At 44.0% G+C, this 25,664-nt stretch carries 22 protein-coding genes; 16 read left to right on the top strand and 6 right to left on the bottom strand.

Annotated elements, in window-relative coordinates:
- Nucleotides 1–38: 38 nt before the first annotated feature.
- Entirely contained in the window at nucleotides 39–2,951 is a 2,913-nt protein-coding gene (locus P5V12_RS11525) for a TonB-dependent receptor (protein WP_316953237.1), read from the bottom strand.
- Between the two features lie 256 nt (nucleotides 2,952–3,207).
- Between P5V12_RS11525 and P5V12_RS11520 the strand changes: the two genes are divergently transcribed.
- Together P5V12_RS11520 and P5V12_RS11515 are read left to right on the top strand one after the other, a co-directional pair.
- Nucleotides 3,208–3,786: an RNA polymerase sigma factor gene (locus P5V12_RS11520; RefSeq protein WP_316953236.1), complete on the top strand. Its 579-nt coding sequence runs from the start codon at nucleotides 3,208–3,210 to the stop codon at nucleotides 3,784–3,786.
- Between the two features lie 5 nt (nucleotides 3,787–3,791).
- On the top strand, nucleotides 3,792–4,805 hold the full coding sequence (locus P5V12_RS11515; RefSeq protein WP_316953235.1) for a FecR family protein: 1,014 nt from the start codon (nucleotides 3,792–3,794) through the stop codon (nucleotides 4,803–4,805).
- A 10-nt stretch (nucleotides 4,806–4,815) separates the two neighbouring features.
- Here the strand turns inward: P5V12_RS11515 and P5V12_RS11510 are convergent, their stop codons facing one another.
- On the bottom strand, nucleotides 4,816–5,760 hold the full coding sequence (locus P5V12_RS11510) for a helix-turn-helix domain-containing protein (RefSeq protein ID WP_316953234.1): 945 nt from the start codon (nucleotides 5,758–5,760) through the stop codon (nucleotides 4,816–4,818).
- Nucleotides 5,761–6,218: 458 nt separating this feature from the next.
- On the opposite strand from P5V12_RS11510, the gene P5V12_RS11505 reads away from it, so the two are divergent.
- On the top strand, nucleotides 6,219–7,046 hold the full coding sequence (locus P5V12_RS11505; RefSeq protein WP_316953233.1) for a hypothetical protein: 828 nt from the start codon (nucleotides 6,219–6,221) through the stop codon (nucleotides 7,044–7,046).
- Here P5V12_RS11505 and P5V12_RS11500 read toward each other — a convergent pair.
- Both P5V12_RS11500 and P5V12_RS11495 read right to left on the bottom strand, forming a co-directional pair.
- Entirely contained in the window at nucleotides 7,043–7,870 is an 828-nt protein-coding gene (locus P5V12_RS11500; protein WP_316953232.1) for a D-hexose-6-phosphate mutarotase, read from the bottom strand. The genes P5V12_RS11505 and P5V12_RS11500 overlap by 4 nt on opposite strands.
- Nucleotides 7,871–8,464 carry a glutathione peroxidase gene (locus P5V12_RS11495; RefSeq protein ID WP_316953231.1) on the bottom strand — a complete coding sequence of 198 codons (594 nt, stop codon included), beginning with the start codon at nucleotides 8,462–8,464 and terminating at the stop codon, nucleotides 7,871–7,873. It lies immediately after the preceding gene.
- A 240-nt stretch (nucleotides 8,465–8,704) separates the two neighbouring features.
- On the opposite strand from P5V12_RS11495, the gene ndk reads away from it, so the two are divergent.
- The 12 genes from ndk (at nucleotide 8,705) to P5V12_RS11435 (ending at nucleotide 20,834) form a co-directional block, all read left to right on the top strand.
- Complete coding sequence (gene ndk / locus P5V12_RS11490; protein WP_316953230.1) at nucleotides 8,705–9,133, top strand: nucleoside-diphosphate kinase; 429 nt, start codon at nucleotides 8,705–8,707, stop codon at nucleotides 9,131–9,133.
- Nucleotides 9,134–9,218: 85 nt separating this feature from the next.
- Nucleotides 9,219–10,364: a 23S rRNA (adenine(2503)-C(2))-methyltransferase RlmN gene (gene rlmN / locus P5V12_RS11485; protein WP_316957422.1), complete on the top strand. Its 1,146-nt coding sequence runs from the start codon at nucleotides 9,219–9,221 to the stop codon at nucleotides 10,362–10,364.
- Nucleotides 10,365–10,392: 28 nt separating this feature from the next.
- A complete protein-coding gene (gene pilW, locus P5V12_RS11480) occupies nucleotides 10,393–11,172 on the top strand; it encodes a type IV pilus biogenesis/stability protein PilW (RefSeq protein ID WP_316953229.1) in 780 nt (259 codons plus the stop codon).
- 16 nt (nucleotides 11,173–11,188) lie between these two features.
- Complete coding sequence (locus P5V12_RS11475; protein ID WP_316953228.1) at nucleotides 11,189–12,166, top strand: RodZ domain-containing protein; 978 nt, start codon at nucleotides 11,189–11,191, stop codon at nucleotides 12,164–12,166.
- A gap of 54 nt (nucleotides 12,167–12,220) precedes the next feature.
- Nucleotides 12,221–13,333 (top strand): flavodoxin-dependent (E)-4-hydroxy-3-methylbut-2-enyl-diphosphate synthase, encoded by a 1,113-nt coding sequence (gene ispG, locus P5V12_RS11470; RefSeq protein WP_316953227.1) that lies wholly within the window; start codon nucleotides 12,221–12,223, stop codon nucleotides 13,331–13,333.
- Nucleotides 13,334–13,371: 38 nt separating this feature from the next.
- Nucleotides 13,372–14,643 carry a histidine--tRNA ligase gene (gene hisS / locus P5V12_RS11465; RefSeq protein ID WP_316953226.1) on the top strand — a complete coding sequence of 424 codons (1,272 nt, stop codon included), beginning with the start codon at nucleotides 13,372–13,374 and terminating at the stop codon, nucleotides 14,641–14,643.
- A 9-nt stretch (nucleotides 14,644–14,652) separates the two neighbouring features.
- Complete coding sequence (locus P5V12_RS11460) at nucleotides 14,653–15,369, top strand: YfgM family protein (RefSeq protein ID WP_316953225.1); 717 nt, start codon at nucleotides 14,653–14,655, stop codon at nucleotides 15,367–15,369.
- Nucleotides 15,366–16,508, top strand: coding sequence for an outer membrane protein assembly factor BamB (gene bamB / locus P5V12_RS11455; RefSeq protein ID WP_316953224.1), 1,143 nt, complete (start codon nucleotides 15,366–15,368; stop codon nucleotides 16,506–16,508). Before P5V12_RS11460 ends, bamB begins: the two co-directional genes overlap by 4 nt.
- Before the next feature lie 227 nt (nucleotides 16,509–16,735).
- Nucleotides 16,736–18,124, top strand: coding sequence for a ribosome biogenesis GTPase Der (der, locus tag P5V12_RS11450; RefSeq protein ID WP_316953223.1), 1,389 nt, complete (start codon nucleotides 16,736–16,738; stop codon nucleotides 18,122–18,124).
- A 13-nt stretch (nucleotides 18,125–18,137) separates the two neighbouring features.
- Nucleotides 18,138–18,968 (top strand): YdcF family protein, encoded by an 831-nt coding sequence (locus P5V12_RS11445; RefSeq protein ID WP_316953222.1) that lies wholly within the window; start codon nucleotides 18,138–18,140, stop codon nucleotides 18,966–18,968.
- Nucleotides 18,961–19,770 (top strand): sulfite exporter TauE/SafE family protein, encoded by an 810-nt coding sequence (locus P5V12_RS11440; RefSeq protein WP_316953221.1) that lies wholly within the window; start codon nucleotides 18,961–18,963, stop codon nucleotides 19,768–19,770. The genes P5V12_RS11445 and P5V12_RS11440 overlap by 8 nt, the downstream gene beginning before the upstream one ends.
- Nucleotides 19,771–19,883: 113 nt before the next feature.
- A complete protein-coding gene (locus tag P5V12_RS11435; protein ID WP_316953220.1) occupies nucleotides 19,884–20,834 on the top strand; it encodes a hypothetical protein in 951 nt (316 codons plus the stop codon).
- On the opposite strand, the gene P5V12_RS11430 is transcribed toward P5V12_RS11435, so the two are convergent.
- Both P5V12_RS11430 and xseA read right to left on the bottom strand, forming a co-directional pair.
- Complete coding sequence (locus tag P5V12_RS11430) at nucleotides 20,831–22,549, bottom strand: monovalent cation:proton antiporter-2 (CPA2) family protein (RefSeq protein ID WP_316953219.1); 1,719 nt, start codon at nucleotides 22,547–22,549, stop codon at nucleotides 20,831–20,833. The genes P5V12_RS11435 and P5V12_RS11430 overlap by 4 nt on opposite strands.
- 96 nt (nucleotides 22,550–22,645) lie before the next feature.
- Nucleotides 22,646–24,013: an exodeoxyribonuclease VII large subunit gene (gene xseA / locus P5V12_RS11425; protein ID WP_316953218.1), complete on the bottom strand. Its 1,368-nt coding sequence runs from the start codon at nucleotides 24,011–24,013 to the stop codon at nucleotides 22,646–22,648.
- Between the two features lie 123 nt (nucleotides 24,014–24,136).
- On the opposite strand from xseA, the gene guaB reads away from it, so the two are divergent.
- Nucleotides 24,137–25,612 (top strand): IMP dehydrogenase, encoded by a 1,476-nt coding sequence (guaB, locus tag P5V12_RS11420; protein ID WP_316953217.1) that lies wholly within the window; start codon nucleotides 24,137–24,139, stop codon nucleotides 25,610–25,612.
- The last annotated feature ends 52 nt before the right edge of the window (nucleotides 25,613–25,664 follow it).

Here is a 25,664-nt window from a genome sequence, read left to right as displayed (position 1 = left end):
CAACTGCCAGCGTCCCGTCGGCCTTTTTTATATTTCAATCAAAATAAGATGAATTTTGCGCCAAGCGATATTCTTCTTCCGTTCTCATAAAATCCAATTGGTATTCCTTCTGATGTGTTGTAGTTCACAATTTCATTTGTGAAGTTAATCACATTTAAGTAAATATCCAGATTGCTTGTCAGACTCCACTGTAGGGATGCATCCCATTGGTAGTATTCATCGGTGACATCCTGACTGCCTCCTGTAAAACCACCATACGATTGTGATCGATAATTGTAGGAAACCCGTGCACTCAGATCGTTGTTTTCGTAAAAGAGTGAAGCATTAAGTTGGTCTTTTGAATTTCCGGGAAGGTTGATTGAGTCGATACCTGGGTAGGTTTGTGTTTGTGGTTCGGTATAGGTGTAGTTGCTGGTAATGCCCAGTCCTTTCCATAGAGGTTGGTGCCACTGAAGTTCCAGGCCAAAAATATCCAGCGCTGGCGCATTTTGGGGGCGTCCAACATTCACCAGCGTCCCATCAATGTCTTCAACTGAGCTTTTAATAAATAAAAATGTTGAAAGTTTTTTATAAAAAATATTTGCTGCTAATAGTGCAGAATCAGAAAAATACCATTCAAGCCCCAAGTCAGACTGGTTGGCAGAGTATGGTTTTAGATATGGATTGCCTGCTGTTGCGTTGTTACTTTCACCGTCAATTATGACATTGCTTGTGAGGTTGGTAAAAGAAGGTCTCGCCATCACTTTTGCTGCAGAAAAACGTGCAAGAAGCATATCTGTCAATGTCCATTTTAAATTAAAATTTGGCAAAATATTTTGATAGTCACGTTCAACAATTGTGGTTTGACCTTTTAGATTTATTCCTTCCGATGTTTGATCTGTGTGAGACCAGCGAACCCCAAAATCCATATCCAGTTGCTTATAGGAAATGTCAGCCATTAGATATGCAGTGCTAATCAGCTCGGAAATAGTGTAGTTAGATGACGGATCATCTTGATAGAAAAATAGGGGCGTATTCTGATACTGTAATAAACCTTGATTGAGTAGATCAAAATCAGCCATAGCATATTGCGTCAAAGAGTTTTCTGTAGCTGTTTCTTGATGTAATTTCGGTGTGGTTGTGCTTGTGTAATGGATTAAAGATAACCGTTCGGGTGTTTCCCATGCTGAATGGTTGTCCGGAATAATTCCTATGGCTCTTCTATTTTTTGTTGTTCTGTCTCGAACTTTTACCCCTGCTTTTAAATAATTCAACAAGCCTGCGTCAGTGAAGTAAGTTGCGTCGAATTGCGCGAAATTTTCTTTATCTTGCATTGATCTAACCCAATCACGGGATCCGTTGGAAAGATAAAGTTTGTCGCTATCATCGACGGGGTCTATATCTAGAAATTTAAACTCAATGGCTTTTGGTGCCAAATTGAATTTAACCCCTGAGTTACCAGTAAAGCGAAAGAGGTAATCGTGGTCACTGCCGCCTTTGGCTTTAGTCATACCAAGCTGGGAATGAAAAACAAAAGAATCATATTCGTAAGTGATATCAATATCGTAAAATTCGGTTTCTATTTTTGCTTCCCTGAAAATGGCGTCAAGGGCGGTTAATTCAGATTGGTTTGTTCCTAAGGTGCCTGAAACAAGGTGTTTTTTGCCATTACTCGCGGAGGTTATTTGTGGTCTGAATACTTCTACGGGGGTGTTTTTATCAAGTAGTGATAAATCAAATAACGCCAAATAGTTTTGGTTTGAGTTGTCCATATCCATATTTGATCGAACAGCATCAATCTTGATATCCAGATTGCTAAGAGGTTGCCATTGAATAGCTGTGTGACCGGTAAAGCGTTTTCTTTCTTGCTGAAATATCGCAGAACCTATTCCCCAGGGAATGTGGATTTCTTCATATGTATTGTTATTTTCATCGGTAATGCTGTAGCTTTGATCCCGGGGAAAAGTCTCAAGGCCATCTCGTCGTACACTTCGTTCCTGATAATTAAGGGATGTGATAAACCCAAAGTTTTGCGGTTGGTTGGTCCAGTTTATGAGTAAGCTGGTTTGCGGATTCCATTTGTCGGGTAAGCTACTATATTGGGTTTCCAGTGAAGTTCGTATGTTGTTTTGTTCGTAAGCTAAAGGATAGCGGGTTTTTAAATATACACTTCCGCCAATACTGCCTTCATCCAGATCTGCACGTGGGCTTTTGATAATTTCAACCGTATCAACCAATTCCGAAGCCAATATTGAATAATTAAATCCTCGGCCCAAGCTGTCATTTGCCCACCAGTATGCAGACGCGACATTTTGACCGTTTAGCAGTGTTCGATTGACATCTTTATCCGTGCCGCGAATATTAATATCTCGACCTTCTCCCCAAACTCGATCAACCGATACGCCTGGAACGCGTTGCAAGGCATCAGCAATATTTTTATCCGGGAATTTACCAATGTCTTCAACAGAAATACTGTCAGAAAAGTTGGAATGAAATTTTTTTATGGCAATAGAGCGGGCGATGCTTGAGCGAAAACCGGTAATCAGTATTTCTTCGATCTCACGTTTATCCGCAGAAGGCGGAGTGGTTTGCGGTGTAATTACTACCGATTCCTTCTGGTTGTTTTTTAGTGTTTGTATATAAATAACAACAACATTTGAAGCTCCAAACCGGTATTTAAGAGACGTGTTTTCGATAAGCTGATGTAGTGCCTTGGCTGCAGAATACTTTCCTTTTAGTGAATTGGATTGAGTTTGAGGAATCTCATTCTCTTGAAAAAGAATCTGAATATCTGCTTGCTCTGCAAAGAGTGTTAATGCTGCATGCAATGGTTGTGGAGGGATGTCAAATTCGATCAAATCACTTTGCGAATGACTGTTGGCGTGTGAATAGCATGCTGTATTAAGCGTAATTGTGGCGCCAAGTAGCAGTAGTATTTTGTGTAGTGACCGTAAGGTTCGAAATAGACCCATATTAGATCTTGGCTAGCTTGTTATTCTATTCTGTGCATAATGTGTACAGAATACACTTAATAATGCACAATTAAACCATTGTTTTTGCATGGTTATGTTGGGGCAATCCCGGGCCTACCTTAATTAAGCCGGGGACAGTTTGCAAATTTTCGTGTCGGGGATTAGACAGCCTCGGCGTTTTATGGGGGAGTTTAGAGTTAATGATGTCTGGAAATAAAAAAATAGAATAAGTGAGTTTTTCTTACAGCATATGTCGATGATGAACCCAAAGGTAGTGTCTCTAGACTACCAAAGACAAAAATCAGAGGAAATCTCTGAAGAAACTTATAACAGAAAGTATGTCGAACAGTTGTATAACCGACATCGAGGCTGTTTGTACCGCTATATATTAGGAATATTGCCAGGTGCCCAACACGAGGCGTCTGAAATCCTGCAAGAAACCTATGTTCGCTTACTGAGACAGGACAATCTAAAAAAAATTGAAGAAAATGCTCGAGCCTATCTTTTTACCATTGCCACTAATCTGGTAAGGGATACTATTCGAAGTCGAGTTAACCGATACCATTCTTATCATGTCGAATTTAATGAAGAGTTGTTTGAATCCGAAGACAATAATCCATTAAGTGCTTTAAATTGGGATAAATCTATAGATAAATTAAAGGCAGTATTGGTTGAGCTTCCCCCGTTAACCCAAAAAATATTTGTGCTAAGTCGTTTTGAAGAGATGTCTTATTCCGAAATAGCATCGGCACTCGATATCAGTACCAGAACGGTTGAACGGCATATGAGTAAGGCTTGTAAAAAACTGCAGGCTCAATTGAGAGGTATAGTTTAATACTCATGAATGATACTAGTCGTATCGACATAATCGAGACTGAAGCAGCCGCTTGGTTTGCTAAACATAGAGGTAGTCGCACATCTGAGCAGGATGAGGCGTTCCAGCAGTGGCTTGCGACGAGTGCAGAACACGTATCTGCATATGAACGTTGTATGGCAGCGTGGTTGATGACCGATGCTTTAAGCCAGGATCTGGATATTATGAACATTCGCCAGTCGGTGCAGGCGAGCCTTACTACTAATACGGCTGAGCATACTGTTAAATACGGCTTTTTAAAACATCTCTATACGCCGCGGGCAATTGCTGCGGTGTCATTACTGTTTTTGTGCCTCTTTATTGCAAAAATAGCTTTATACCCCTCTGCGATAACCTACACCACAAAAGTCGGCGAACAAAGGTTGATAAAGCTCGATGATGGCTCGCAAGTTACTTTAAATACAAATAGTGAACTAAAGGTAAAGTACTCATCCGATATGCGTGAACTTACCCTTGTCAAAGGCGAAGTGTATTTTGATGTGGCAAAAGATAGGCAACGTCCTTTCGTTGTGTCAATCGACGAGAGTAAGGTAACCGCAGTGGGGACGGCGTTTAATATTAGTTTTGACCCGTTTGTTAATTCTGTGGCCGTTGATGTAACAGAAGGTGTGGTGGAACTAACGCCAAGTATTGATTCCGTTTCCCTGCCTGCCACTCAGTTAAAGGTGGGGGAGGCTGCGAGCATTTTGGATAGCGGCAATACTGTTAAACCTAAAGCTGTTGAATTCGAGAGAATTAATGCTTGGAGGGAGAGGAAAATCTACTTTAAAAATACTTCCCTCTCAGAAGCCGTTGCCGACTATAACAGATACCTTGATTATGAAATCGAAATTCGTGATGACACTTTAAAACAAGAAAAGGTTACCGGTATTTTTCATGCTGGGGATACGTCTTCGTTTCTGTTTACTCTGAAATTGGCGCTACAGGTAAAAACTCGCCATGAAGATGGCAAGCTTATCCTGTACAAAGAAACAATTTAAACGTGGATGTTTAAGTACGACGAATTCGGGCGAGTGTATCTTTGGGGTATTCGCCAAATAATCTGTTGTAGTCGCTACTAAATCGCCCTTGATTAATCACACCAAATTTTTTTAACACGCTGTTTATACTTCTGCCGCCAGTATGTACTAGGTGCGATCGAATTTGGTGTGTTTTGCGGATATTTAAGTAGCGTTTTGGTGTAATGCCCAGAATGTCTTTAAAAGCATATTCTAGGGATCTTACGCTGCAGCAGGCTTGTTTGCTCAACTCCAACACCGATACGGAGTTGCGTTTTGAAGAGGCAAGATACTCGCGTGAACGTCTTACAATTGCAAGGCGGGTTGCCAAGTTGGGCTCTTTCCAATAGTAAACCTTGGGACGCAACATGTATTCCAGTACCAAAAGAATACTGTCCTCAATATCAGTAATCGCTTCTCTTGGTATCGAGCTGATTTGGGAAAATAGCGCGTGGGTATATTGTACAAGGTACTCTTTCGCCCGGTGGATATTACCTAAAATGTTGTGCGACCTTAGTTTGCTTGAGTTTGTGTAGAGTTTTTCTAACTCTCCTTCCTGGAAATATTTGGCAAACTGATCGGTTTTTACACCAAAAGAAATGGTGTGGAAGTTGTCAGGAAGTACGGCAAAAATTTCTTCTTCTGGCGCAATTAATAAAACCTTATTATCCGTAATCTCATCACCATTAATTAAAGGAGCTTGACAGTTATAGGGGATAACTATGCGGCAAAGAGAGTCGCTTAGCTGTAATGTCTGAATCGAGGCAATTGAAACATTGCGGTCAATTAGTGACGTTGAGCCAACAATTGCCGCACGCATTTTGGTGTCGAAACAGCCTTTTGCTGTTTGCAATACCTCCAGGTTTCGGTAATTGGCCCGCTTGACTTCCTGTTCATATTCTTCAATGGTTTTGTAGCTTTCGGAAACTAGTTGCATCGATTAAAAGTATCTCTCTATATAGCCATTATTTATATAATAGCGCTAATTAATGTATACAAAAGGTATAAAATGTACACATTCCGCATATATTGTCAGGTAATTGTGAGGATTGGCTTCCTGGTCATTTCCCCGTAATTTTTGTTGCGGTTAATGGACTTTTCTTCCAATGTATACGCTAGATAATACTACCTACAGAGAGGTATTGGGTGTACTCAATTTCTATCTTTCTTTAACTAAAACAAGAATTTAACCGACTTTCTTTTATCAGTAATTTCTAAAATGTCGGTATTAAAAGAGAACCATTTGGAATAGTTATTACGAAAAGTACAAAAGGCGCATACTTACATTGATAATGTACAAAACACGAAAAAGTGAATCAGTTAATAATGGTTATCACTTCGCAATGGTCTGTACTCAATTTGCTTTGTATGTTTTTGGGATTGGAGGCCGAATTAGTGAATAGCTATTCAAATACTGCAGAGAAAAAGTATTATCAAGGCAGTTCTATTCATGCTTTTCAATGTGGTGTGATTGTTCGAGCAGTGCGAAGTATTTTGTCCGCATCAACGTTAGGTTCACTGGAGAGCAGTTGCCTCATCTTTTTAACCGATTTGAATTTGTCTGGTTTCTTTCGTATTGAGGTCGAAGGTGAATCGGTAAAAAGGATGTTTGGTCATGGAGTAAAGAGGGAGTTAATGCTGAAAATGCGTTCATGTGCAAATTGCTATGACCTTTGCCAAAAAGTGTTGCGTGAAGATGGTTTTTTATCTATTAAAACTGGTAATACATATTTTCTGGTTGATACGCATAGTGTTCATGGAGATTTTGTAGATATTTTGCAGGATAACCTTTTACTATTTGTCGACTCGGTTCAGTCTTGGTGTAATAAACATATCACGCATATAAATGTACATCAGCAACATCAAACTGCAAAAGATCAGTTGTCGAATAAACTAAGGGAATCAATACGCGGCATTGTTACGGCAAATAAACAACTTATACAAAATTATCATACTATTTCTGAAGATTTGTTAAGTAATCTAATTGCTCGCTTTCCTTCATTAGCATTGGAGGCGGATCAAGAGGAGATGGTGTTAGATATTATCAATCAGTCTATTTCTAAGCAGGTTGATATTATTCAAGGGCAAATTGAATCCAACCAGGATTTGTGCAACCTTTTGACTGAAGCCATAGAGTCTCTTTCAAAAGATGAAGTGAAAGAAATTCAAATGGCTTCAAACGATGTCGAGAGCTTTGGTGGCCCTGCAATAGAACTGTTTTAAGCTTTATTAAAAACAATAGTCTGTGTGCCTTGCCATTCTTCGTTGGGTTTTAATGCAGTTGGTTTGTCAAAGTTGGCTGGCTCGATACAAACAAAACTTTTGTAACCATCGCTTTCCATATCCGGTATTTCTGGTGTGTGTTTGCTTCCTGGGTTCCAGATTACAGTATTACCAAACCCCGTTTGTTCAATTTTGAATGTTCCACTTTCTTTGTGAAGGGTCAAGCTTCGCTGACTATCTTTGTAAACTCTATCCAAATTAGATTCAAACGTAATTTTTCCTTCTTGGGTTTTCCAATCTCCAGCACCTAGATCGCGATATTGAACGCTTTCAAATCCTTCGAGCTGAGCTGATTCATTATTTTCTATTGCAAAGTAGCTGTGTAAACCGTTGGTGAACTCTATATCTTTGTCGTCAATATTTTTTATCTGCAGTGTCATGCGTAAGCAGTTGGCTGTTATTTCGACCTGATACAGAGCTGAGAATTTAAAGGGCCATAGCTTTTTGGTTTCTGAGTCACTCTGTAACGTAAATTCCGCTACAGCTGATCGAGTGTCACTGATCTCTGAAACGAGAGACCAATGAATGTTGCGCGCAAACCCGTGCTTTTGATAGTTCCCCGCGTTACCAAATTGAGGGAACAGAATAGGAACACCGCCACGTATGGCGGTGCCTTCCTTGAAGTGGGATTTTGTGCTCAGGTACAGTTGATTTATTTCGCTGTCTTTGGGTATCCAGGAAATAATATGCGCGCCGTGAGTTAAAATAGTGGCTTGGTCGCCATTCTCTGTTTTAAGTAGTGTTTTAGAATTTCGGATATCCATCTAGTTTGTTTCCAGATCTCTTCTAATGGCTTCTTCTATTTGCGAATCTTGAGGCTTAGTGCTGCTGCCGAACTTCAGTAGCTTATTTTGCTTCGGTAAGATTAGGTACTTGTTGAAGTTCCATGACGGTTTGGACGTCTTGTCTGCCAGGTACTGAAAAACCGGGTTCGCCTTTTTGCCTCGAACTTTTGTTTGGGCGAGCATGGTAAAGCTAACTCCGTAGTTTTTGTAGCAGATTTCTGCCGCTTTCTCTTCGGTTTTAGCCGCTTGTTTAAAATCGTTGGAAGAAAAGCCAATGATGTGGAAGCCTTGATCTTGATATTTTTTGTAAAGGGCTTCCAGACCTTTAAACTGTGGCGTGAAGCCGCAGTGACTGGCTGTATTAACAATTAATAAAGGTTTTCCCTGATACAACTGACAAAGATTGATCTCATCTGAGCTGTGGAGTTTACGAAATGTTTGATTCAGAAAGCTTGGGCAGCTTCCGTCTGCGGGGAGTTCCAGGTTGGCTGATTCAGCACTAGCGGTGCTTATGCCCGCAATTTGAGCAATAGCCAGAATGGGGGCGAGCAGGATCTTGAGTAGTTTTTTCATTGTTATCTCCCAAAAAATGATATCCGGTGTACGTTTTTGCTGGGTGGCCAGATGACACAGGAACCCTAATTCGACGCAGCCCCAGTCACGGAGGGCTTGGCGAAAAACATATGCTAAAGCAAAATCAACGGTTTACGTGTCAATGCTCAGGTTAAATCAGTATAATCGAGATCACGACATAATAAGGTGGACGAGATGATAACCACCAAGAAGAACCGAAACCAAAGAGGGTGGTAGTTAATGGCAATCGAAAGAACTCTATCAATTGTTAAGCCAAATGCTGTGGCAAGAAACGTAATTGGCCGTATTTATGCGCGTTTTGAAGAATCAGGCCTGACAATTGTGGCGTCCAAGATGATTCATATGGATGAGGCGCAAGCTAAAGGCTTCTACGCCGAGCATGAGGGAAAGCCATTTTTTGAAAACTTACTTGAGTTCATGACTTCCGGGCCAATTATGGTTCAGGTTTTAGAGGCAGAGAATGCGATCGACCGCAATAGAGAATTGATGGGATCTACCAACCCGGAAAACGCTGCAGAGGGCACTCTGCGTAAGCTGTACGCCGATTCATTAACTCGTAATGCGGTACATGGGTCTGATTCTCCCGCATCAGCGGAGAGAGAGATCGCTTATTTCTTCAAGCCGGAAGAGATCTTCTCCCGTTCATGATCTTTATTCAGCACATTCAAGAGGTATAACAGTAGTGAGTAGTGAAACTACTGGCGTCGAATCCGCTGCAGACAGCGATGATCCGATGGCTAACAAAATTAACCTAATGGGAATGACTCAATCGAGGTTGGAGTCGTTTTTTGAGGTGATTGGTGAAAAGCGCTTTCGTGCGACTCAGGTTTTGAAATGGATACACCAGCTTGGAGTAACCGATTTTCAGGAAATGACCAATCTGAGTAAAGACCTACGCAACAAGCTTGAGTTTGTCGCCGAGGTGCGTGCACCTGAGGTGATTCAGCAATGGGACTCTGCCGATGGAACTCGGAAATTTTTGATCCAGGTCGGCGGTGGAAATGCCATTGAAACTGTTTACATACCTGATGGGGAAAGGGGAACACTCTGTGTATCATCTCAGGTCGGTTGTTCGTTGGACTGTAGCTTCTGCTCAACAGGTAAGCAGGGCTTTAACCGGGATTTAACCGCATCCGAGATTATTGGCCAGGTGTGGCTGGCGGCCAAGTCGTTTGGCCAACTAGCAGAAAAAGGGCCCAGAAAGGTCACAAATGTGGTGTTTATGGGGATGGGAGAGCCTCTACTGAACTTTCGAAATGTGGTGGATTCCATGCATCTAATGATGCATGACAATTGCTATGGCTTATCCAAGCGCAGAGTAACCTTGAGTACTTCCGGGCTGGTTCCGGCTTTGGACAAACTGGGGCAGTATACTGACGCTTGCCTGGCTATTTCGCTGCACGCACCGAATGATGAACTGAGAAATCAGTTAGTGCCGTTGAACAAGAAATACCCGATAGCGGAATTGTTGGCATCGGCAAAACGTTATATTGAAGGGCTGCCCGATACACATCGGAAAATTACAATCGAATACACATTGATCGATCAGATTAATGATCGACCTGAACATGCGCATCAACTGGCTGATCTATTGAGAGATATTCCAGTAAAAATTAACCTGATTCCGTTTAATCCTTTTGGTTTATCGAACTATAAAAGGGTGAGCAACAATGCTTTGAGACGTTTTCAGACCATATTGATTGAAGCGGGTTACACCACCACTGTGCGGACCACTCGTGGAGATGATATCGACGCTGCATGTGGTCAACTGGCTGGACAGGTCAATGACAGAACTAAGCGCAGTGCTCGCTACAAAATGGACGCAGAGCGACTGTTGAAGGCTGAAGGCGATTACATACCGGTAAAAATGGTGAACTAAAAGTCTACCGGAACTGTTTGGGGGTCCGATGAAGAAAAAGAGTATTGTTTTTGCTGCAGTACTGGTTGCATTTTGTGCAGCCGGCTGTGTTACAACAATGGACAAACCAAAAACCAAAGTTAATAAGCAGCAGGTGGTTGAGGCAAACGTTAAGTTAGGCATGGCCTATCTTGAGCGGGACAATAGAGAAGGGGCAATCAGGGCGTTTGGTAAAGCGCTGGAGGCGGATCATCGATCAGCAGAAGCAAACCAGGGTATGGCTCTGGTGTATCAACTCAATGGCGAATATGAGCGTGCGGAACACAGCTTCCAGAAAGCGCTCAAATCGCGATCGGATTTCTCCAAAAGCAGTATTTATTTTTCCTACGGTCGTTTTCTTTTTGAACGGGAAGATTACACAAAAGCGTTCAAATATTTTGAAATGTCTGGGGATGATATTCAGTATATAAGGCGATCTGAAGCACTCTTTTACCTTGGGTTAACGTCTCTGGAATTGAATAATAAGGTGAGGGCAGTGGGGGCCTTTGAGCGAGCGTTAGGTTTGAATCGACGCTATGGAGACCCTGCTTTGGAATTGGCAGTCTTGTCTTTTGAGGAGCGGGATTATTCACAGGCCAAAAAGTATCTTGATCGGTTTGCCAAAAACTCGCGGCATACGCCTCGAAGTTTGTGGCTGGGGATACGTATCGAACGTATTTTTGGTAATAAGGACAAAGAAGCAAGCTACGCGTTGGCGTTGAAGAACCTCCATCCATACTCGCAAGAGTACTTGGATTACAAAACGTACATCGAAAATCAAAAAAAATAAGAGCCAGGTTGTGTAAATGACTGAATCTGATTTATCTGCGACTCAAGAGAACTACCTTATTCACGGACGTCCTGGGGCCTATTTGAAACAAATGCGTGAGGAAAAGGGGATCAGTCTCCAATCGATCGCTGATGACACGCTGATTCCCTTGAAAAAACTGAAAGACCTTGAAGACGATAAGTATGACGATCTTGGGTCCAGCACATACATTGTTGCCTATATTCGAAAATATGGCCGCTTAGTCGGTATTGATACAGATGAAATTGTGCATGCGTTTGAAGCAGGCGCGGCAGTGTCTCATGAGTATTCGTTAGACAGTTCGGGCGCTGGTCTTTCACAAAAAGACAAAGACGAGTTCAATCGCTCACCCAGTGCTATTCTTCCGGCCTTGGGAGTCGTTAAAAAAATCCCTGCATTGGGATTTGTTGGCTTGGCTGTCGTTGCCTGGATCTTGATTGCGGTATTTCTGTCCGAAGAGCAGCCAGATACTGGAACTATTGAAAGCGAGAGCCTTCGTTCCGAAGTATCGATGGAGCAAAAAACGGAGGAGACTTCCGCGGTGGCTGAACCTGAGGCTGCAGTGACGGAAGAGGAGGCTTTCGTTGTTGTACCTGAGTCTGAGCCGGACGTGGAAGAAAACTTCGCTTCACCCGAAGAGGAATCGCAAAGCACGGGTTTTGTTGAAACTGACGTTGAATCAGTAAGTGACGAGCAACAGGATACTTCCCCTATAGAAAGTATGGAGTCCGGTAAAGACAGCCTGGTATTAACCTTCTCTGAAGATAGCTGGGTTGAGATAAAAGACGCCAATGGCGAGCAACTAATTGCGCAACTTAAGCGCAAAGGGGATAATCTGCAGCTTTTTGGCGACGCACCCTTCGATGTGATGATGGGCAATGCCAACGGTGTTTATATGACACTTAACGGTGAAGTGGTCGATACGGCACCTTCCGGGAGTCGTCGGACTCTGCGTCTCAAAGTCGGACAGCCCTGATTGTCCCCTGTATTGGGGCTTATAGGCTGGGAATAGATTGCTGTAGGTAGAAGTATGCATGTTGAATCCCCTATAAAACGTCGAGTGTCCCGTCAAATTATGGTGGGCGATGTTCCGGTTGGCGGTGATGCACCGATAAGTGTGCAGAGTATGACCAATACTGAAACAACCGATGTCGCGGCTACCGTAGCCCAAATCCAAAGAATTCAGGATGCCGGTGCAGATATCGTGCGAGTTTCCGTTCCTTCCATGGAGGCCGCTGAGGCATTCGGCGAGATTCGTAAGCAGGTTTCTGTACCGCTGGTGGCGGATATTCATTTTGACTACCGAATAGCACTGCGGGTTGCCGATCTTGGGGTAGATTGTCTCAGAATAAATCCAGGTAATATTGGTCGGGAAAAGCGTATCCTGGCGGTGATTGATAAGGCTAAAGACTTGAACATCCCAATCCGTATTGGGGTCAATGCCGGTTCTTTGGAGAAAGATCTACAGAAAAAATACGGCGAGCCTACACCGGAAGCTTTGGTCGAATCGGCTTTACGTCATGTCGAGATATTGGATCGATATGACTTTCAGAATTTCAAAGTCAGCGTGAAAGCTTCGGATGTGTTTATGGCGGTTGCTGCCTACCGTAAGCTGGCCACTCAGATCGAACAACCTCTACATTTGGGGATCACCGAAGCGGGTGGTTTACGCTCCGGTACAGTGAAGTCTTCCGTTGGGTTGGGAATGCTATTAATGGATGGTATCGGCGATACCATCCGCGTATCTCTTGCTGCCGACCCGGTAGAAGAAGTTAAAGTGGGTTGGGATATTCTAAAAAGCCTGAAACTTCGCAGTAAAGGCATTAACTTCATTGCTTGCCCAAGCTGTTCCCGCCAGAATTTCGATGTCATTAAAACCATGAACGAGCTTGAAACCCGCTTGGAAGACATTCGTACTCCTATGGATGTTGCGGTGATTGGCTGTGTGGTGAACGGTCCTGGTGAAGCAAAAGAAGTGGATGTTGGACTGGCAGGTGGCACGCCTAAGAACTTGGTGTACGTCGATGGTCAACCCGCCGATAAGTTTGAGAAAGACAATTTGGTCGACAGTCTGGAGTCCCTTATTCGGGAAAAGGCAAAAGCCAAAGAAGAGCAACTGGAAAATTTAATTGCAAAGGCTTAATAAGCGCCTTTTGCTTAGCAGAAATACAGAGAATTTCATTGAAACAGATACAAGCAATCAAAGGGATGAACGACTTACTGCCGGCGGAGTCACCGTTGTGGCAGTACTTGGAAACTACCGTAGCAGATTTACTTCATAGCTATGGCTATCAGGAAATACGTTTTCCGATCGTTGAGCAAACGGATTTATTTAAACGTTCGATCGGTGAAGTTACCGATATTGTCGAAAAAGAAATGTACACCTTTGAGGATCGTAATGGTGAGAGTATCACTATGCGTCCTGAAGGCACTGCCAGCTGTGTAAGAGCCTGCGAGCAAGGCCAGTTACTTTATAACCGCGGCACCCTTGTACAAAAACTGTGGTATAGCGGCCCAATGTTTCGCTATGAAAAACCACAGAAAGGGCGGTTGCGTCAGTTCCACCAAATCGGGGTGGAAACCTATGGCATCGATAGTGCCGACATTGATGCAGAGTTATTGCTGATAACCTCAAAATTGTGGCAAACCCTTGGTGTGAGCGAGCATGTAACGCTACAGATCAATTCTTTAGGGTCGAACGAATCTCGGGCCAAGTACCGTAACGCTTTAGTCGCTTATTTGGAAGCGCGAAAAGACCAGCTTGATGAGGACAGTCAGAAACGACTTTCTTCCAACCCTCTGCGAATTCTCGATAGTAAAGATCAAAATACCCAGCAGTTACTGGATGGCGCACCGTCCTTATTTGACTACCTGGACGAAGAATCAAAAGCACATTTTGCTCAGCTTCAGTCCTATTTGGATGCAGTTGGTGTTACTTACCAGGTGAATCCTCGATTGGTTCGTGGGTTGGATTACTACAACCGAACAGTGTTTGAATGGGTAACGGATAAATTAGGGGCGCAGGGCACGGTATGTGCCGGTGGTCGCTACGATAGTTTGGTCGAGCAACTAGGTGGCAAACCGACTCCGGCTGTTGGTTTTGCTATGGGGATTGAACGCCTGATTTTATTGCTGCAGGAATTAAATGCCGTTCCTGAGGATATCTTCCAGACAACTGATGTCTATTTGGTGGTTGCTGGAAATGTGATCCCTCAAGCGTTTAAGCTTGCGGAAACTATCCGTAAAGAGTGCCCTTATGTTAGATTGCAGATGCACTGCGGGGGTGGCAGCTTTAAGAGTCAAATGAAAAAAGCTGACAAAAGTGGTGCTGAAATAGCTCTCATTCTTGGTGAGAATGAGTTGGAAAATAACGAGATCGTTGTGAAGCATTTGCGTAGCGATGAACCTCAAAAAACGATAAAACAAAGCGAAATTACGCAAATAATGAATTAGGAGTTAATTGTGGCAGAGCATTTAGCAGAAGAAGAACAAATTGAAGCCATTAAGCGCTGGTGGAAAGAAAGCTGGAAATCCATCGTGTTTCCAGTTGGGGCTGCCATTGTTATCTATGCCGGTTGGTCTTTCAGAGAGGCCCATATCGAGAAACAGGCTATTCTTGGTTCGGAAAAATACGATCAACTGGTTCAGGCAATCGAAGTTCAGCCTGGCCAGGAGTTAAGTGACGAACAAAAATCCAAGGCTGTTAGCCTGGCCAACGAAATCGCCGAAGACTTCTCCGGTACTGCCTATGACAATTTGGCAACCTTGATTCTTGCTCGTTTAAAAGTCGATGAGAATAAGTTGGAAGAAGCTGAAAAACTCATCAGTTCTGTTGTGAGTAGCGCGGCGAATGAATCGACAGCCACATTGGCAAAGGCCAGACTGGCAAAAGTCTATTATGCACAGGGTAAGTTGGATGCTGCTCTTGGTTTGGTGTCATCCCCTGTATCACCAGCATACGATTCATTGTATGCAGAGTTACGTGGTGACGTATTTGCTGCGAAAGGTGAAAAAGCAAAAGCCAATGTAGCCTATCAATTGGCACTCAATACCTTGCCACCACAACAGTTTTCTCGCCGTAGCATTATTCAGCTCAAGCTGGATGCTACCCGCGTACCCGAAGCGGCTGATGCCGTTGCTGAAGTTGATGTCAATTCCGAAGCGGAGGCCGCCGAGTGAGGATTCTTCTCGTTGTACTATTAGCCAGCGTTGTTTTTGCTGGCTGTGCTTCAAAGGACAAGAAAGACGACCCAATGAAGCCAGCCAAGCTGGTTAAATTTGAAGCCTCGGCAAAACTGAAGAAAGTTTGGAGTAGAAGTGCGGGCGATGGTCAGGATAAACGATACTCACGTTTTGTGCCTGCAGTCACCCGATCTGCTGTTTATGTTGCTGATGTAGACGGCAATGTATATGCCTTTGATGCCCTCAAGGGTAAGAGAATCTGGAAGTCCTCTCTGAAAAAAGACATCTCGGCTGCAATTTCCGAAGCCGATGGTCAGTTGTATCTCGGTACCTATGACGGTGAAATTATTGCGTTAAACGCCGAAAACGGCGAAGTCCTCTGGGAAAAACAAGCCAGTAGTGAAATCTCATCCATTCCTGCATCCAATGGTCGTATTGTGGTTGCCCAATCCATTGATGGTGGGGTGATGGGGCTGAATGCTAAAGATGGGGAAAAAGTCTGGACGTTTGACCATCCCGTACCCATTTTGACTTTACGTGGTGCGGCCTCCCCAGTATTTGCCGGGCAGAAAGTACTGTTGCCCTTTGAGAGTGGCCAAATTGTTGCGCTCAGCGCTTCAGAAGGCGTATCACTCTGGGAAGCTCGCGTGGGTCAACCGAAAGGAAGCACAGAGCTGGATAAAATTGTGGACGTCGATAGCTCGCCATTGGTGATAGGGCAGACAATATATGCGGCAACTTTTCAGGGCAGTATTGGTGCTTTTGAAGAGGGGCAAGGTCGTCCAATGTGGAAGAAGCCGTTATCGACTTATACCGACTTAGCTTATGATTCCGGAAAGGTTTTTGCTAGTGCGGAAGACTCTACCGTTTATGCCTTCAATTCCATTAATGGCAATGAAGAGTGGAGAAATGAGTTTCTACACCGCCGTGATATTAAAGCACCAGCAGTAATAGGCGATTATGTGGCGGTAATCGATGAGAAAGGTTACTTGCACTTACTGAAGCAGGAAGACGGTAGCTTTGCTTATCGCTTCAAGCCTAGTGGTGATGATTTCAGGTCGCCAATGGTCAGCGCAAATTCGATGCTTTACATTCTCGCTGATGACGGCCGAATTACTGCGTACAAGCTGAAGTAAACTCAATACACTGCGATCTGAGTGACGTGCGAAATGGCTGTTCTGGGAACGGCCATTTTTGTTGTTATTTCGGGTAATACTTGGCTTAAACACTTTGCTATTGTGTTTATGTGCGCTAGAAGTACATAAGCACGCTGAAAATGACACTGTTCTGTGCTTTTCAGAAAACACACTTCTGCTTGATACGCAGTTTTGCAGTTAAACATTTATATATTTTGAGTTAATCAATGATCCCTACAGTTGCACTAGTTGGACGCCCGAACGTGGGTAAATCAACACTGTTTAATCGACTTACCAAAACCCGCGATGCCTTAGTAGCAAATTATGCCGGGCTTACTCGTGATCGTAAGTATGGTGATGCTGTCCATAATGGCAAACGCTACATGGTGGTCGATACTGGCGGGATTAGTGGTGACGAAGAAGGTATTGATAGCGCAATGGCCGGGCAGTCTCTGTTGGCTGCAGAAGAGGCGGATATCATCATTTTTATTGTCGACGCAAGAGACGGTGTTACCTCAGCCGATACGCAAATTGCGGAACATCTTAGAAGTCTGAACAAGCCGGTTTTTATCGCGGCCAACAAAATAGACGGCGTGAATGAAGATATCGCAATCGCCAGCTTTTACGAGCTTGGCTTGGGGGAGATCTCAGGTATAGCAGCCGCTCATGGACGTGGTGTTGCGCAGCTGATGGGGCAGGTTTTAGAGCATATTGAACTGGAAGAGGAAGATGAACCGGAAGAAGCGAAAGGCACCAAAATCGCTATTGTCGGTCGTCCAAACGTTGGCAAGTCGACGTTGGTAAACCGTATGCTCGGGGAAGAGCGGGTAGTGGTTTTTGATTTGCCAGGTACAACCCGGGACAGTATCTACATTAATTACGAGCGAGATGGTGAAAACTACACCATTATCGATACTGCAGGTGTTCGTCGGCGGAAAAACATCAAACTGTCAGTGGAAAAGTTCTCCATTATTAAAACGTTACAGGCGATTGAAGATGCCAACGTGGTGATTTTGGTCATGGATGCCAGCGAAGGCATTGTTGATCAGGATATGCATTTACTAGGGCATGTGATTGAATCCGGTAGAGCAGTTGTTATTGCATTAAATAAATGGGATGGACTGGAAGACGATCATAAAGACAGAGTGAAATTTGAACTTGAACGTCGTCTGCAGTTTGCGGATTTTGCTGATATGCACTTTATTTCTGCATTACATGGTTCTGGAGTAGGGAATCTATATAAATCGGTAAAACGTGCGTATCAGGCTGCGACCGAGAAACACTCAACCAATTTCCTTACTCGTGTATTGGAAGCGGCAACATCGAAACATCAACCACCATTAGTACGTGGCCGACGGATTAAATTACGTTACGCACACTCCGGGGGCCATAATCCACCCATTGTGGTTATTCACGGTAATCAAACTGAAGAAGTTCCAGTGCACTATGTGCGTTACTTGGAAAAGTTTTATCGCAAAGAGCTCGGGTTACACGGTACTCCCGTGAGAATCGAATTTAAAACCGGAGACAATCCGTTTGCCGGGCGTAAGAATAAGTTGAGTAAACGTCAAGTAGAAAAAAAACGACGTATGATGAAACACGTAAAGAAAAAATAAAATCTGGCAATAAATGGATACACTCTACTTTTATGCGTCCAAATCCATCTGGGTATTGGTCTCACCGGAAAGTTTATACTTTCTGCTTTGCATAGCGACGGTATGCAGTGTATTGCTTCAATGGAAGAAGCTTAGCCGCAATCTGGCTTGGCTTCTCCTCACTGTAACCCTCATCAATGGCGTGTTGCCTGTAGGTGAGTGGTTGTTGCTTCCATTAGAGCAACAATATTCAACTCAACCTTCAATAGATCCAGATCCAGATATCGACGGCATTATTGTTTTAGGTGGTTCGTTTAGTCTGGCCACGAGCTATCACTGGCAGCAGGTTGAAACAAAATCGTCGTCTGAACGTCTTTTTTCATTTATCGAATATGCTCATCGGTACCCAAATGCTCAACTGGTGTTTTCTGGTGGTTCCTCCCTTGTTCGGCGAAGTGAAATTGATTACACCGAATCACAATTGGCTAAACAGCTTTTTGATTCACTGGGAATGGATACATCGCGCATTCTTTTTGAAGATCAGTCGCGGAATACACGAGAAAATGCTCGAAATACCAAGGCTTTGATCAAACCGAATGCTGGTGAAAAATGGGTGCTGATTACTTCCGCCTACCATATGCCCAGAGCAATGGGAGTGTTTTGTCGTGAGGGTTGGAACCCAATACCCGTAGCCATCGATCATCAGACACTGAAAAAAGATGTTTTTAGACTGAATTGGGATTTTTTCGGTAACTCCCGAAAGCTCGAATGGGCTGTACGAGAATGGTTGGGGTTAATTTCTCATCGTCTTTTTGGCTACACTGACCAGCTTATTCCATCGGGGTGTACGCAGCCTAATGACTAATGAACTGATTTCTCTGTTGAGCTTATTATTGCCGACTGGTGTTGTTGCTGGTTTTATCGCTGGTCTTTTTGGCTTGGGCGGTGGTGTGATCATGGTGCCCGCGCTACTGTTTCTTTTTACCCGTTATGGTTTGGTTTATGAGCATGCGATGGCCATGGCGGTGTCAACATCTTTGTCAGTCATTTTACCGAATGCACTCTCATCATCTTTCTCCCATTACCGTCTCGGTAATATGGATTTATCGGTAGCGTTAAAGCTAGTAATACCGGTTGTGTTGGGCGTTATTTTGGCGAGCCAGTTTGTGGTGAACACTCATGGTGTAGCACTGTCTTTGGTTTTCGCTTGTATGCTTTGGTTCGTGGCGTTTCTTCTTGTTTTTCCAAATTTTGCCAAGTTTCAGGTTCCAGATATATTTATACTTCGCGTACCGTTTGGATTCGTATTGGGGTTATTGTCGGGTATGGCCGGTGTGGGTGGTGGCGCATTGGGCGTACCTATTTTGATGTCGTTTGGTTTGACCGCGATTCGAGCTGTTGGTACAGCGGCAAGCTTTGGCTTAATGGTTTCCATGCCTTCTGTTGTGGCTATTTTGATTACGGGCGAACAATTTTCTGAAGCACCATTTGGAAGCATTGGCTTAATCAATGTTCCCGCTTTTTTGGTTTTAACTTTCTCCAGTGTCTTTTTTGCACCCATTGGTGCCAAGGTTGCGAGCAAGCTTCCGGAAAAAGTATTGAAAATAATGTTTTGCATTCTGCTGGTTGTGATGGGTGCGCGAATATTTTTGTCTGCTTGGTCCTGATCAAATTTTTTTATTGGCTGTTATCGAACGGTCATATCCTTGTCATGTGTTCATCATCTAATTGACTTTTGTGTGAATCAATACGCCAATTAGAATGAATACAGGCAAGTCTTATGTCTTTAGTTGAAATCTATATGGTTGTGGGCTTTATGCTTGCGGCTTACTCCATTGTTGCCAATGATTCAATCCAAACCTTAGGAACCTTTATTGCCTCCAACTGCCGCCGACCTTGGTGGGTACTCTGGTGTTTTTCGTCAATAGTACTGGTTATTGTTGTCGTCTATGGCTGGTACACCCATGGTGGTGATCCTGCGTATGGTCGGCTAGAAAAATTTCCTGTGCCGGAACTGGGGTTGCAATGGTTTCATGTTATACCTCCTTTGGTCATCCTGTTGTTGACCCGCTATGGTGTTCCGGTAAGCACAACCTTTCTTATTCTTGCGGTGTTTAATCCGAAAAATATTAATGTCATGTTGTTGAAATCGGGTATCGGATATTTAGTGGCTTTTGTCATAGCCATTGTTATTTATCGTTTTGTGATTAATAAAACAACGGAATATTTCGAGAAAACCAAGGGTCAGCCAATAGAAACCTATTGGGTGGTTTTACAGTGGGGCGCTACTGCTTTTTTATGGAGCCAATGGCTGATTCAGGATTTGGCAAATATTTTTGTTTATGCTCCGAGGATAATGTCCATTGAAGTGCTTGTACTGGCGTTGCTGTTACTGGTTGCTTTACAGGGTGCAATATTTTTTCAGATGGGCGGCGCAATTCAGAAAATTGTGTCGGAGAAAACCGGTACTGCAGATATTCGTTCGGCAACCATTATTGATTTTATTTACGCCATTATTCTTCTTGTGTTTAAAGAGTGGAGCAATATGCCGATGAGCACCACATGGGTTTTTCTGGGTTTGTTGGCAGGAAGGCAGTTCGCCATAAGTTGGCACATGTTTATCCCGCCGATAAAAGACACAACTCATCTGGTTGTGAAAGATATTTTTAAAGCGCTAACTGGGTTAATCGTCAGTATTGTGTTAGCGCTTGGTTTACCTATGCTGGCTTAGAGTTTCGGATGAATGATTTCCTGATAATTATGCGCTCGAATTAATTGGACGCACTGCTCAACTTCGTGTTTTTGCATTCCGGTATATTCTAAAACATGGCCTGAAAGCTGTAGGCTGGCTTCGAGTGGCTCCGGGACCACTGCATTTGCTCCAGCTGCAATCAGTTCGAGTTTAAAATCCGTGTCCCGTGCCCGCACAACAATTGGCAGTTCTGGCCAATGCTCTCTTGCGCTGGAAACAGCATTTTCCGCGGAAATCGGATCATCCATTGTTATTAGAAGCACAGAAGCCTGATTTGCACCTGCATTTTCCAGTAGTTCCGGGCGTGCAGCATCACCGTAATAAACAGGCTCGTCGGACTCACGAAACTTTTTAACATTATCGATGTTCATATCCAGTGCGATGTAGGGAACAGACTGACTTTTTAGTACTGCAGCTACGGATTTACCAACCCGACCAAAGCCGCCGATGATCACATGCTTGTGTATTTCTTCATTCTCAGGCAAAAGCATTTGCTCGTACTTTTCCACCAGAGGTTTTCTTTTGGCAATGGTATTACCAAGCGCAGCAAGTGCTGGAGTCAGGATCATCGAAAGACCTGCGACAACAATCATAAACTGTCCGGTCTCTTGATCTATTAAGTTGTAGGCGGCAGACGCTTGTCCGATTACGACAAATGCAAATTCCCCTGCCTCAGATAGCAGAAGACCTGTTCTCATGGAGTCAGTCCAGGTTAATTTAAAGCACCGTGATAATAGTGTGCCGATAATTGCTTTAACTAAGATAAGACCAAATACCGAAGCCAATACCCAAAAGCCATTCTCAACGGCGACGATAAAATCGAGGTTCATACCCACGCCCATAAAAAACAGGCCGAGTAGTAGCCCTTTGAAGGGTTCGATTTCCACCTCGATTTGGTGCCTGAATTCAGTTTCTGCCAACAGTAAGCCAGCAAGAAAAGCGCCGAGTGCCATGGATAAACCCGCTAGTCCGGTAGCAAGGGATATTGCCAAAATAGTCAGCAGCATGGTTGCGGTAAATACGTCAACGCTATTGGTTTTTGACGCGACACGAAACAGATAACGTAGAACATAGCGACCGAGAATAATAATTAAGCCAACAGCCGAAAAGGCATGTATTAAAGAAATCGCAATGCTGTGCCAGATATTCTGCTCGCTCTGGCTGCCAAACACCGATAGCAAAATAAGTATGGGAACAACGGCCAGGTCTTGTAAGAGCAGCACCGCAAAACTGGTGCGTCCGTGGGTGGCTGACATTTGCCCGCTTTCTTTTAAAAGTTGAACCACCATGGCCGTTGATGATAACGCCAGACACAAGCCAATAATAATCGAGGCTTTAACCGGGTTACCCCATAAAACTGCGACAGCGCCGATAGCGAGTGCGGAAAAGAGCACCTGCATGGTGCCAAGCCCAAAGATAAGTTTTGAATAGGATCTGAGGCGATCAAAAGACAGTTCAAGACCAATGGTGAACAATAAGAATATAACCCCCAGCTCAGCGAGGTGCTGCACTTCCTGTGCATCTTTAACCAAAGCAATACTATGTGGGCCAATAATTGCCCCAACAGCGAGATAGCCGAGAATTGGACTGATTTTCAGCTTTTTAAATAATGGAACAATAACGACCACCGTCAGCAAAAAAGCAACTGTCTCAATGAGGTAGGGCACGGCAATATGTGGGTTTGAGTGTTCCATATCGTTTTGGGCTCTGGCGTGAGTGGGTAACCGGGCTGCAAATTGCAACAGCCCCTCTACATGGTTAACGAATTTCTATTTACTGTCTAGCCGGTTTCAGGTGGGATCAATTTCCAGAACGCTTGCCTTGGCTTTGCCTTGGCCAAACTGAATCTCAATTTCTTGTTGCTTGGTCAGTTGACTTGCTGATTTTACAACGGTGTTTTTTTCGGTTTTTACAATGGAATAGCCTCTTTTTAGGGTTGAAAGAGGGCTGACGATATCCAGTGATTCTGCGGCTTTGGTTAGGCCATATTTTTTTTGCTTGAGCGTTTGGTTAATCAGATAAAAAAGTTTTTCGCTGATTTGACTAAGCTTTTGCTTATCAAGCTGAATTCTATTAGCCGGGGAGCAACGTTGTAATCTTGCGTCCAGCTGCATAACGTTGTTTTTGCGTTGAGCAATGGTATTGCTCACGGCATTTAATTGTTTCAGTTCCAGGTGATCAAGCTTTTGCATCCATTGCTGAATTTGATTTCCAGGATGCTTAATTTTCGCACTGAGCAAATTAAGCGACTGTCGGTGCCGGGAAATGATATCTGTGATTTGCTGACGAAGGGTTTGCTCTTGATTATAAATATGGATCAATAGCTGATCGCTATCCGGGCTCAGCAGCTCCGCAGCAGCAGAAGGGGTAGGTGCGCGATGGTCTGCGACAAAATCTGCGATGGTAAAATCGATCTCATGACCAACAGCGGATACAACCGGTGTATGCGCATCAAATATCGATCTTGCCAGATCTTCCGAATTAAATGCCCATAAATCTTCAATAGAGCCACCGCCCCTACACAGCAATATAACGTCAAACTGACTACTTTCATCTGCGTACTTTAGTGCCGAGATGAGTTTTTCGTGGGCACCATCACCTTGGACGGGGGCAGGCAGAATTGTGACTGGACAAAGTGGGAAGCGACGTTTTAGAACGCTTAATACATCCCGGATGGCTGCGCCTGTGGGGGAAGTGATTACCCCGATATGATTAGGGATCTGAGGTAGAGGCTTTTTATGTGATTGGTCGAACAGACCTTCTGTGGCAAGCTTGGCTTTTAGCTCTTCATAACGCTTTTGCAGTATGCCAAAACCGGCATCTTCCATGTGTTCGACGATAAGCTGGTAATCTCCGCGTCCTTCGTAAATGCTTACCCTGGCACGTACTAATACTTTGTCACCATTATTGGGTGGGTTTTTTACCAAGCTATTGCGACCACGAAACATGGCGGCGCGTACCTGGGCATTCTCGTCTTTTAAGGTGAAGTACCAATGGCCGGAACCAGGCTTGCTGAGATTGGATATCTCACCCTCTAGCCAAATCATGGGTAGGTGCATTTCAAGCAGCTGTTTGGCTTTTCGATTTAATTGAGAAACGCTGAGCACTTTTCGCTCAGGGTTGTTTTGGGGGAATGCAGGAGAAAATAAATCAGTCATGAGGGCCATTTTAACGTTGATTTCGCCTAGACACCATCCTCACTCTGTTTACCCATCATCCCGGAGCATCTATAATGTCGGGTTTTCTTCATGCGACCTCACCCAACCTAAGGCGGTAGTTTTATGTTAAGGATTGCTCAAGAAGCGCTTACCTTTGACGATGTTTTATTGGTTCCTGGCTACTCATCCGTAACCGCGAAAGATGTGTCATTAAAAACCAAGTTGACACGTAATTTGTCTCTCAATATCCCGTTGGTCTCGGCGGCGATGGATACGGTAACTGAATCGGGTTTAGCCATTGCGTTAGCGCAAGAGGGCGGTATTGGTATTATCCACAAGAGTATGTCGATTGAAGACCAGGCTCGAGAAGTTCGGGCAGTTAAAAAGTTTGAAGCGGGTGTAGTAAAAGATCCGATCACTATTGAATCCAGTGCCACCATCAGCGAGTTGATTGCTCTTACCCAGAAAAACAAAATTTCTGGCGTACCTGTATTAGATGGCAAAGATTTGGTGGGGATAGTGACTGGGCGGGATGTTCGTTTTGAAACGAACCTGAGTGCAAGTGTCGCCAGTATCATGACACCCAAAGAAAAACTGGTAACCGTGAAAGAAGGAACCGAGGCTGAAACCGTTAGAGCTTTGCTCCATCAACACAGAATCGAGAAGGTTCTGGTGGTGAACGATAATTTCGACCTGTGTGGTTTGATAACTGTTAAAGACATTAACAAAGCCGAAACCTTCCCGAATGCATCAAAAGACGTAAATGGTAGTTTGATCGTTGGTGCTTCCGTAGGAACCAGCCCAGATACTGATGACCGTGTTGCAGCCTTGATAGAAGCGGGTGTAGACGTATTGGTCGTTGATACTGCTCACGGACACTCGCAAAACGTGATTGAACGTGTGCGAAAAATCAAGAAGGACTACCCAGACATTCAGGTTATTGGCGGTAATATTGCCACGGGCGAGGCGGCCAAAGCCTTGGTTGAAGCTGGTGCGGATGGCGTAAAAGTGGGTATTGGCCCTGGTTCTATTTGTACAACTCGAATCGTTACGGGTGTAGGGGTGCCGCAGGTTTCGGCAATTGCGAATGTAGTTGATGCGTTGAAAGGCACTGATGTACCTGTCATTGCCGATGGTGGAATTCGTTTCTCTGGTGATATCTCTAAAGCTATTGTTGCCGGTGCTCACGCGGTTATGATGGGTTCCATGTTTGCCGGTACCGAAGAGGCTCCAGGTGAAGTAGAGCTATATCAGGGGCGTACATATAAATCATACCGGGGCATGGGGTCTTTGGGGGCAATGGGTAAAACCCAGGGGTCTTCTGACCGTTATTTCCAGGATTCAAGCCAAGGTTTAGAAAAGCTTGTACCAGAGGGTATTGAAGGACGTGTTCCTTACAAAGGGCCGTTGTCAGCAATCGTTCATCAATTAATGGGTGGATTGCGGGCGTCTATGGGGTATACCGGTTCCACGGATATGGAAATGATGAGAACTAAACCAGAATTTGTTCGTGTGACTGCTGCTGGCATGGGTGAAAGTCATGTTCACGATGTCACTATTACCAAAGAAGCGCCAAACTATCCCGTGTCTGGACGCTAAACTAACTGTACTGTTGCGCCGCATCCGCGGCGTAACACTTACCACCACCTCT

The sequence above is a fragment of the Teredinibacter sp. KSP-S5-2 genome, assembly GCF_032773895.1.
Taxonomy (GTDB): domain Bacteria; phylum Pseudomonadota; class Gammaproteobacteria; order Pseudomonadales; family Cellvibrionaceae.
The sequence above is the reverse complement of the archived record's forward strand: the minus strand, read 5'-3'. Positions and strand labels throughout refer to the sequence as shown.